Here is a 10544-nt window from a genome sequence, read left to right as displayed (position 1 = left end):
TCGAAGAACACGTTCGGGCTCTTGCCCCCGAGCTCGAGGGTTACCGGGATGAGGTTCTGCGACGCGTACTGCATGATGAGGCGGCCGGTGGTGGTTTCGCCGGTGAACGCGATCTTGCGGATGCGTTTGTGCGAGGCCAGCGGGGCTCCCGCCTCAATGCCGAACCCGTTGACGATGTTGACGACGCCGGCCGGGAGCAGATCGCCGATGAGGTCGAACAGGAACAGGATGGATGCCGGGGTCTGTTCGGCAGGTTTCAGGACGACGCAGTTGCCGGCGGCGAGGGCGGGCGCGAGCTTCCAGGTGGCCATCAGCAGCGGGAAGTTCCACGGGATGATCTGCCCGACCACGCCGAGCGGCTCGTGGAAGTGGTAGGCGACGGTGTCGTCGTCGAGCTGGCTGAGCGATCCTTCCTGTGCCCGCAGGACGCCCGCGAAGTAGCGGAAGTGGTCGATCATGAGCGGGATGTCGGCGCCCAGGGTCTCGCGGATCGGTTTGCCGTTCTCCCAGGTCTCGGCGACGGCGATCTGCTCCAGATTCGCTTCGATGCGGTCGGCGATCTTGTTCAGGATGACGGCGCGCTCGGCGGGTGTGGTCTTCTTCCACGAGGCGAACGCCGCCCATGCGGTCTCGACGGCCCGGTCGATGTCTTCTGCGGTGCCGCGGCCAACCTCGCAGAACGGTTTGCCGGTGACGGGGGTGACGTTTTCGAAGTACTGCCCTTTGACCGGTTCGACGAACTCGCCGCCGATGTAGTGGCCGTAGCGCGAGCGGTACTGGGCGAGCGCGCCGCGCTGACCGGGTGCGGCGTAGACGCTCGAGACGCCCTCTTCGACGATGGTCATGTTGTCTCCTTCGACGGTCCGTGGCTCCCGGCATCGGCGGCCGGAACGTGTGGTTGAGGCTACGCAATGTCACGTTGCATTCCGTTGCGAGGGTGGGCTGGGGTGGGTGCGCGGGTGTCCGGGTACGTGGTGGGGTTGGTCGATCCCGTCGATGGTGGCGATGCCAGTGCTGCCTGTAGCGCGGTCAACCACCGTGGCGGCGCGGATGTCGGAGGCGTGCGCTTTCATGGAGGCGGACGGACAGGGGGCGCAATGGTGGCATCGGCGATGGAATGGCTGTGGAACAGACTCCGACGCAGACGAACGAGCCCACCCCAGACAGAGCACCACCTCGCCCAGTTGATCGTGACAGAGCGCCAACGGTATGGCGTCGAGATCGCCAAGTCGCTGAGCCTGGGAGCGCTGGCGAGTGCGCTCGTGTGTGGGATGTTGCTCTACGCATCCTGGGCTTCACGCCTGGCTGACGGGCCCACGGTCGCCCTGCGGCCCCTGGCCGGGAGCTACATCGCGGCCGGCTTCGCCGGGCTGGCGGCCATCGCCATCGCGCTCCAGGTGGCGGTACGTTCCAGCCCGGTGCCCGGCGCCGCGGGCGCCGCGACGGCCACGGCGTCGTTCGAGAACGCGGAGTTCTTCGCGCGTCGCGCCTTCCTCGCGAGCGCCGCACAGGTGACGGTGTTGGCCTCGTTCACTCTGGCACTGCTCATGCTGCCGCGCGCGTTCTCCCTCGGACCGGACACCATCGACTACGTGCGCGTGGTGGGCCCGATGGGTGCCGCTCTTGCTGTCGCTCTGATCGCCGCCGACGCGGCGGTCGCCCAGTCGCCAGAGGCGCTGGCGCCCGCGATTCGGGAGGAGTGGCGGCGTCGGACACGCGATCGGCTCAGCGTCGCCCTGCGAACGGCTTCTGGACGTTCACGATGCGCCTCGCCATCACGACGTGCATGGCAGATCGTGGTGCTCTGCGCTCCCGTCATCACGATGGCGACCCTTGCGCTCGTCCGTGTCGCCACGGGGCGCAGCGAATTCCTGCCGGCCGTCAACGGCGTCATCGTGGTCGGAGTGCTGTCGCTGCTGACATATGCCGCCGCAAGCTATGTCTTCTACAGCTTGCTCGCACGCGACTGGACCGGTGTGGTCGCCGCCAGCGCGCTGTGGGTGTTGATGGGCGTCACCTTCCTGCTGGCGGTCGCGGTCAGTTCGTTGACAGCCGCGTACGCTGCGATGTCGGCGCGCTGGGGAGCCACCGTCATGCTCCTCGCCTTGTGCGGACTCATTGCACCGTGCGTACTGGCCGCTACGTCGCTTCGGACACCTGCCGCGGGGCGCCCACGGGGAGCCCTTCGTGCCCTGACCGTCTGCTGCCTTCGTCGGAGCTTCCGGCGCTCGAACAAGAGCACGTCGGCGGCGGACCGGCAGCGGCTCTCGCCGATGATCCGAACCGCATGGTGGACCTTCATGTTCTTCCCGATCGGGGTGTTCGTGGCGCTCGTCGCAAGAGCACAGCTCACCGAAGACACATCCGGTCGCGATCGTCGACACACGAGGTGGCTTCTGCCGCTGAGCTGGGTCATCCCCGTGGTGATCGCGGCGGTGGTCACCGGGATATTGGTCGCCGATCCGGACTGGTGGCCGGAGACCGGGTCCTCCGGGGGCGGGGCGGGGTGAGCCCCACCCCGCCCCCGGAGGACCCGCGTAGGGTGATGAATGGTCGGGGGTGCGTCTTCGTGTGTGCGTCCCCCGTACGCAACGAAGGAGAATCACGTGTTACGCAAGTTCAGCATCCCTATCGGTCTTTCCGTCGCCGCCCTCGCTCTTGTCGGGTTCACCGGCTGCGCATCGTCCGATGCGGCGTCATCCGATTCGTCGACGACCGGTTCGTCGAGTTCGGGAACGACCCAGGAGGAGTCGTCCGAATCGACTGCCACATCGGATCAAAGCCTTGAGGCAGCGTGTGGGATCGTGGTCTCCGAGATGACGGACATCTCGACCGAGTACGCCAATACCTCCGCTGAGCTCACCACAGCGATCACGTCGGGTGACACCTCGTCGCTGGAGTCGCAGCTGAACGCGATCACCGAGAAGATCGACGAGGTCTCGTCCCAGATCACCCACCCCGAGGTTTCGGAACTCTTCACCGCCTTCGCGGGCGAGTGGGAGTCACTGACTGTGCAGTACGGCGAGCTCGTCGAAGCGACCGCCAGCGCTGACACAGCGAAGTTGGCTGAGCTATCGGAATCGATCGGAGTCTCGGGCATGGCGCTCGCTGAGGCCGGCGAAGCGATCAACACCGCCTGCGACTGACCCCGCCGAGGGTACTGCCCGTCACGCCGTCAGAACGTGACCGGCAGTACCCCCTGTCACAGGTGCGGTACGCGCAGTCCGCGGCCCATACCGAGTTCTCGAAGAAGAGCTCGGCGCGGAACACCCGGCATCCGGAACCGCTTCAGGTCACGCGCCCACCGGGCACTCGCCGCAGGTCGAGCGTGTGCGGGTAGTCCGCCGTCACGGCCCGGCGCGCGACCTCATGCATCCGCGCGACGTCGAGTGTGCCGGCGGTCAGCCCCCGCGGCTCGAACCGGCTGGCGCGGCGCGCCTCAGCCTCGTTCGCGTTGACCGGCGGATGCTCGTACGCGCGACCACCCGGATGCACGACGTGATACGTCGCTCCACCCAGACTCGTCGCCGCCTCGACATCCACCAGTTCGAACACCAACGGCGCGTGCACCTCGATCGTGGGATGCAACGCCGACCACGGCTGCCACGCGCGGTAGCGCACCCCGGCGTAGAACTCGCCGAGATGACCGGTCGCGCTCAGCGGCACCGGAACACCGTTGCACGTCACCAGGTGCCGGGCCGGATCGAGCCCGCGCGCCCGCACCTGGATCCGCTCCACCGACGAGTCGACGTACCGGGCCGTTCCTCCGGCGGTCGCCTCCTCACCGAGCACATGCCACGGTTCGATCGCCTGCCGCAGTTCCAGCTCCACGCTGCCCGAACCCTGCGTCGGCACCCGTGTGACACCGATACGCGGAAACCGGAACTCGACGAACGGGTCGAGCCAGGTCTCCTCGAAAGCGATGCCGTGCGCGCGCAGGTCGGCGACGACGTCGGCGATGTCGGATGCCGCCCCCTGCGGCATGAGGAAGTCCTCGTGCAACCGCGTGCCCCACCGGATGAGGGGAGCACGCGACGGCTTCTCCCACAGCATCGCGACCATGCTGCGCACCAGCAGCGCCTGTACGAGGGCGAGCTCGGGATGCGGCGGCATCTCGAACCCACGCAACTCCAGCAGACCCAGCCGACCCCGGCTGGACTCGGGGCTGTAGAGCTTGTCGATGCAGAACTCGGCGCGGTGCGTGTTGCCGGTCAGGTCGGTCAGCAGGTGCCGCAGCGCCCGGTCGGTGATCCACGGCAGAGCCTCCTTCTCGGCGGCGTCCGCGGCCAGGCGCCGCATCTCGCCGAGCGCGATCTCCATCTCGTAGACCGCTTCCGGGCGACCCTCATCGAACCTGGGCGCCTGACTGGTGGGCCCGATGAACCGACCTGAGAACAGGTACGACAGACTCGGATGCCGCTGCCAGTACGTAATGAGGCTCGCGAGCAGTTCGGGCCGGCGCAGCAGCGGCGAATCCGCCGGCTGCGACCCGCCGAGCGTGAGGTGGTTACCGCCGCCGGTGCCGGTGTGCAGGCCGTCGAGATCGAATTTCTCGGTGGACAGCCGGCTCAGGCGCGCCTGCTCGTATAGTGTCATCGTCAATTCGCGCTGGTCGGCCCACGACGAGGTCGGCTGCACGTTCACCTCGATGACACCGGGGTCGGGGGTGACCACCAGCTGCGCCAGACCCGGGTCCGGCGGCGGACCGTACCCCTCGATCACGACCCGCGTCCGCGGCTCGGCAGCGGCGGTCTCGATCACCCGCAGGAGGTCCGCGTAAGCGGCCAGCGTGGACGTCGGCGGCAGGAACACGAACACGTGACCGCGGCGAGCCTCGATGGCCAGCGCCGTGCGCACCGCGGTATCCGGGGCGACCACCGTCACCTCCGGGATGCGGGGGGCGGCCGGTTCACCGGCCCGGTGGTACGACGGCTCGCCCGGGTGATCGGGGTCGTCCCACGCGATCGAGTCCAGCGGCAGCCGTAGACCCACCGCGCTTGTGCCCGGCGTCAGAACGAGCCGGCCACGCCGGAACCGCCACGCCGGACTGGTCCAGGCGTGATCGGTGGTGATCGGCAGCACCCATCCGGTCGGATCGACGACGGCGGCGTCGAGCTCGGCGAGCGTCTCGCGGTCGAGATCGGCGGCGTCGGGGCGCGGACCGTCGGGCAGGCGCACCTCGTCGGCGAGCGCCGCCAGCGGATCCTCGTACGCCGGCAGCAGCTGCTCGGTGGGAAGCCCCAGCACGGCGGTGATCCGGCGCGCCAGCACTTCGGCATCCGCGAGCGCGCTGCCCTGTGCCCGCCCGGCGCCGACATCATCGGCCCACGGGTCGTCGAACAGGCTCGGATCCTGCCACAGCGGCACCCCGTCGGTGCGCCACTGCAGCGCGATGTTCCACCGCGGCAAGGGTTCCCCCGGGTACCACTTGCCGTCGCCGCGGTGCACCACCCCGCCGTTCGCATACCGCTCCCGCAACCGTTCGGCGAGACCGGCGGCGAGGGCCCGCTTGTGCGGTCCGTCGGCATCCGTGTTCCACTCCGCCGCAGTCGCGTCGTCGAGGGCGACGAACGTGGGTTCGCCGCCCATCGTCAGTCGCACGTCATTGCGCCGCAACCGCTCGTCGATCGCTTCGCCGAGCGCATCGATCCGCTCCCACTGCGTGGCCGTGTACGGCTTGGTGGTGCGCGGGTCCTCGTGGATGCGGCGCACCTCATTGTGGAACGCGAACGAGACCTCGACGGGTGCGGTGGCGCCCTCGATGGGGGCGGCGCTACTCGGATGCGGCGTCGCCGACAGCGGGATGTGCCCCTCGCCGGCGAACAGTCCGCTCGTGGCATCCAACCCGACCCATCCGGCGCCGGGGATGAACACCTCGGCCCACGCGTGCAGGTCGGTGAAGTCCTGCGCGGGGCCGCTCGGGCCGTCAAGGGCTTCGCGATCGGCGGCCAGCTGCACGAGGTACCCGGAGACGAAACGCGCCGCGAGACCGTACTGGCGCAGCAGGCTCACCAGCAACCAGGCCGAGTCGCGACACGAGCCGATGGCGCGGCCGAGGGTCTCATCGGGCGTCTGCACCCCCGGCTCCATGCGGACGTCGTACGCAACGGCGTCGCGGACCGCCATGTTCAGCTGCGACAGGAACGGGACGGTCGGCATGCCGTCGTCGGGGAGCGCCGGCAGTCCCTCGCGGAACCGGCCGGCCGCGACACTGTCGGGCACCTCCGCCAGGTACGGCGAGAGGTCGGCTTTCACCTCGGGCAGGTAGGTGAAGGGGAAGCGCTCGGCGTACTCCTCCACGAAGAAGTCCAGTGGGTTGACGACCATCATGTCGGCGACGAGGCCGACCGTGACCTCCAGCCGGCTCACCTTCTCGGGGAACACGATGCGGGCCAGCCAGTTGCCGAACGGGTCCTGCTGCCAGTTCAGGAAGTGGTTCTTGGGGCTGATCTCCAGCGAGTACGCGTCGATCGGGGTGCGCGCGTGCGGAGCGGGCCGCAGCCGGATGACGTGAGGATGCACCGTGACCGGGTGCGCGAACTCATAGCGGGTGTAATGCTCGAGCGCGACTTTGATCGACATGCCCCCAGCCTGTCCCAGAAGTGTTGCGGCGCGGTAACGTGTGACCTCACCGCGTGTCGTGTGACGCGGCGAGGTCCGGCTCGCCCGCGTGCACGGCGGCGTCGACGGCGGCCGTCAGCGACAGGAACCGCGGGTTCGCGGGCTGGTGCTCGTCGCGTGCACCGCTCTGGGCGAAACGCCTGTTCGGTCATGACTGCAGAAGTGGCTGGGGTGCGGGTGGACGTTCCCCACCCGCACCCCCCCATTTCGCGAAGACGCACGCGGCGCGGACACCCGTCAGGGTAGATTCACCTGCAGATTCCACTGTTGCCCAGGCGCGCCGCAGGTCGCCAAGTCCAAGGGCTGCCCACTATAGGTCTGGTCCCACCCGACCCCGAGGCAGCGACCTGGGCTGGCGGCGTTGCGGAACGCGTAGGTTCCGGATGCCGACCGTTCTGACCGCCACTGCGACGCTGCGTTGCTCTCATTGCAGTCCTTCTGCACCACTACCGTGTGATTGGCGGTGCTGTAATTCTCCGGAACGACGCACATCCCCGTACTCCGCACCCGAATGATCCACGCGTCCGAGGAGCCCGGAGCGCGTGTGAAGGTAAACGACTTGTTCAGCTTCCGATCACACTTGTATTGGATGAAATGCATGTTCTGCTGCGTGCTGTTGCCCCCGACCGCCGCACACATTCCCGACAACGCTGAACGCATCTGCGTCGGCCCGTGTGGCTGACTCGGCGGTCCACCGTACAACGTACATTGAGCGGCCAGCATGACGTACCACCAGCCGCCTCCAAGATGGGTGGGCCACTGACTCGTGACGAAGCAGTTGCCGTAGCCACTGGACTGCGCTTGGGAGAGTATCGACAGCCATGCGATGTTCGTCGCGTCGGATCGCGTGAAACCGAAGCCCTCCCCATAGAAAATGCGAGTGGCGGTCACCGAACTCGCCGCAGCCGCCTCGTTCTGATCCGCAGCAGGCGACGGTTGCGAATCGGGCACGGACTGGCGGGAGTGCGAGATGGCGTGGGCAGGAGTAGAGGTCAGAAGACACCCGGCCATCACCACGACGAACAAGAGAAGGAGCACGGCCATACGGTGCGGTCTTGTTGTGGAAATCATCGGCGTGCTCGAAGTCGACGGTTCATGGTGCTTCCTTTCAGAGCGCGGCCGGAACATCCGGCCGATCACTCCCACTCTCGGCGACTCACCCCGCAATATGCATCACCCCCGGACAGCATCTTGGCCTGGCCACCTACCACGCTGGGATGAGCAGGATCTGTCATCACGGCTCACTCGACGGCGCGGATGCCGCAGAAGGGCGCGGACGAACTCAAACAATGTGACTCTATGGCCCGATGAATCACATCGTGTGAGAAGAATGCTTGCTTACGAGTAAGCTCGTGCGCTTACGCCAGCGCCCCGTTCGTAGATGACGCCACGACCGCAGTCACCCCGCCACCCATGCCCGTCACCCCAGCGCGCGCTGCACGGCCCCCGTCAACGACAAGAACCGCTCGTGCGCCACCAGCTCGTCCACCCGCACGACCCGACCGTCGCCATCGGTGAGCGGCACCTGCCAGTTCGGGTATTCGGTCGAGGTGCCGGGCTGGTTCTGCACCCGGCGATCACCGACGGCATCGACCAGCGCGACCCCCACCAGTTGCGCGGGGGATGCCGCCACGAACAGGTGCAGCGCCTCGATCACCTCGCGCTCCGACGACGACGGACCCAGCAGCCCGCGCTCGCGCAGCGCGGTGAGCATGCCGGACCGTTCGGCCTCCGCGGCGGCGAGCGCCGCTTCGACCGGTTCGGTGAGCAGCCCCAGCCGCGCCCGCAGCGCAACGTGTTCGTCGTTGAGGTACCCGGCCGTGGGCGGCAGATCATGGGTGTTCACGGTCGCCAGCAGCTGCTCCCGATAACGCTCCGGCGGCAGCGGCCGGTCGCCGTCCCGCTCGAACCAGAGGACGCTCGTGCCCAGGATGCCGCGGTCGGCCAGATACTCCCGCACCCACGGCTCCACGGTGCCGAGGTCCTCACCGATGACCACCGCCCCGGCGCGGTACGCCTCCAGCGCCAACACCCCGATCATCGCCTCGTGGTCATAGCGCACGTACGTGCCCGCCGCCGGCCCGAGTCCGTTCGGGACCCACCACAGCCGGAACAACCCGATGATGTGGTCGATGCGCAGCGCACCGGCGTGGCGCAGCAGGCCGCGGATCATGTCGCGCAGCGGGGCGTACCCGGCCTCGGCGAGGGCGTCGGGGCGCCACGGCGGCTGGTTCCAGTCCTGGCCGAGCGCGCTGTACATGTCGGGCGGTGCGCCCACCGTCATCCCGGTGGCGTACAGGTCGCGCAGCGACCAGGCATCCGACCCCTGCGGGTGCACGCCGACGGCGAGGTCGTGCATGATGCCGATGCCCATTCCCGCAGCCCGCGCCGCCGACTGGGCGGCAGCCACCTGCTGCTCGGCGATCCACTGCAGCCAGGTGTGGAACAGCACGCGCCCGTCCAGGCGGGTGCGCAGGTGCGCGACCAGCTCGGACTCGGGGTCCCACACCTCTTCGGGACGCTCGTCGGCCGGCACCCCGTCGTAGTGCTCCTCGAGCGCGCACCACAGCGCGAACAGCTCGAGGGCTTCGCCTTCGCGGGCGCGGAACGCGTCGAACTCGGCCTGCCGGGCCGGGGTGCGCGGCACCGCGAAGATGCGCTCAAGCGCCCCCCGTTTGGCCGTCCACACCGCGTCACGGTCGATGCGGTCCGCGTTCTCGTTCCACGCGGACGCCGATGCCCGCGCGGCCACGCAGATCTTGCGGTCCGCGCCGGGCAGCGCGAGCGACTCCTTGATGTCGTCGGGGCGCACGTACAGCGGCGCGAGGAAACGCCGGGTCGCGGGAAGGTACGGCGAGGGCTCGATGGGGGTGGTGACCTCGGCGGCGTGCACCGGGTTGACGAGCAGGAAGTCGGCGCCGCGGTTTCCGGCGATCGCGGCGAGGTCGGCGAGGTCGGCGAAGTCGCCCATGCCCCAGGACCGCTCCGAGCGCACCGAGTACAACTGGGCCATGAGGCCCCAGCCGCGGTCGGTGCCGCGCACCCGTGGTGCCGGCAGGCGCGGCGGGGTGACCACCAGCATCCCCTCGACGGAGCGTCCCGCGCCCCCGCCGTGGGCCAATTCCGACACGCGCGCCGCGTGCCAGCCGAGGGGCATGTCGGCCGGGATCGGCACGCGCACGCGCCACCGGGGCGCGCCGTCGATGACACGCGACGGCGGCTTCTGCGGCGGGATCGTGAGCGACCGCGCGGTGCCGTCCTCGAGCATGACGGTCACGGTGGCGTCGTGGCCGTCGGCGACGGCGAGGAGCAGGTCCCCGCCCGGGCGCACGACCGTGCAGGCGGGCACGAGGCGCTGCCAGGGACGGTCGCGGACCTCGGCGAGCGCGTCGGCGACGGCCTCGTCGCTGGTCGCCTCGACACCGAAGCCTCGAAGCACGTCGATGAGGGTGGCCGCCGGCACCGTCACGTCCTCGCCGAAGAACGACCAGTAGCGCGTGGCGATACCGTACTCCTCGGCCAGCGCCGTCAGGGCGTCGGATGCGGTGGTGGGGCTCATCGGATCCTCTCGTCGATTCCATCCTGCCCCGGCCCGGGCTCTCCCGCACGCTTCCGCGCCGTGCGGGGCCTCACCGCACGGCGGCCCGAAGCCCTCCACGCTGGCGGTCACGCATCGACATGTGGAAAGGTAGTGCGGGTAGTCGGGCATGGGGGTGCATATGCGGCGAGTCAGCTGGGCGATTTCCACGGTCGTCATTTCGTTGTTGGTTACGGGATGCCAAGCTGAGCGAGCCGACCCGACTCCCGGAGTCGTTGCGGAGGACGAGCCCGTCACCACCCCGTCCCCGGTCGAGTTCGACCCTCCGGCTTCCCGGTCTCCCTCCGAGCCGCCCGCGGAGCCCACCGAACCGGATGATCCGACA

At 68.9% G+C, this 10544-nt stretch carries 6 protein-coding genes; 2 read left to right on the top strand and 4 right to left on the bottom strand.

Features of this window, described 5'->3' with window-relative positions; all coding sequences use genetic code 11:
* The coding region (locus ACK5KK_RS05610) for an aldehyde dehydrogenase family protein (RefSeq protein ID WP_416889107.1) at positions 1–845 on the bottom strand (845 nt) is incomplete at its 3' end.
* 345 nt (positions 846–1190) lie between these two features.
* Between ACK5KK_RS05610 and ACK5KK_RS05605 the strand changes: the two genes are divergently transcribed.
* Together ACK5KK_RS05605 and ACK5KK_RS05600 are read left to right on the top strand one after the other, a co-directional pair.
* The gene (locus ACK5KK_RS05605) at positions 1191–2510 is read left to right on the top strand and encodes a hypothetical protein (RefSeq protein WP_416889106.1); all 1320 of its coding nucleotides are present in this window, start codon (positions 1191–1193) and stop codon (positions 2508–2510) included.
* Between the two features lie 306 nt (positions 2511–2816).
* Positions 2817–3146, top strand: a complete 330-nt coding sequence (locus tag ACK5KK_RS05600; protein WP_416889105.1) for a hypothetical protein — start codon at positions 2817–2819, stop codon at positions 3144–3146.
* Between the two features lie 142 nt (positions 3147–3288).
* Here the strand turns inward: ACK5KK_RS05600 and ACK5KK_RS05595 are convergent, their stop codons facing one another.
* From ACK5KK_RS05595 to malQ, 3 genes are all read right to left on the bottom strand, one after another.
* Complete coding sequence (locus ACK5KK_RS05595) at positions 3289–6582, bottom strand: DUF2126 domain-containing protein (RefSeq protein ID WP_416889104.1); 3294 nt, start codon at positions 6580–6582, stop codon at positions 3289–3291.
* 276 nt (positions 6583–6858) lie between these two features.
* On the bottom strand, positions 6859–7659 hold the full coding sequence (locus ACK5KK_RS05590; protein WP_416889103.1) for an RICIN domain-containing protein: 801 nt from the start codon (positions 7657–7659) through the stop codon (positions 6859–6861).
* A gap of 382 nt (positions 7660–8041) precedes the next feature.
* A complete protein-coding gene (gene malQ / locus ACK5KK_RS05585; protein ID WP_416889102.1) occupies positions 8042–10180 on the bottom strand; it encodes a 4-alpha-glucanotransferase in 2139 nt (712 codons plus the stop codon).
* Between the last annotated feature and the right edge of the window lie 364 nt (positions 10181–10544).

Source organism: Microbacterium sp. (assembly GCF_047972865.1).
Classification (GTDB): Bacteria; Actinomycetota; Actinomycetes; order Actinomycetales; family Microbacteriaceae; genus Microbacterium.
Note: the sequence above shows the minus strand (reverse complement) of the source record. Positions and strands in the feature narration are given on the sequence as shown.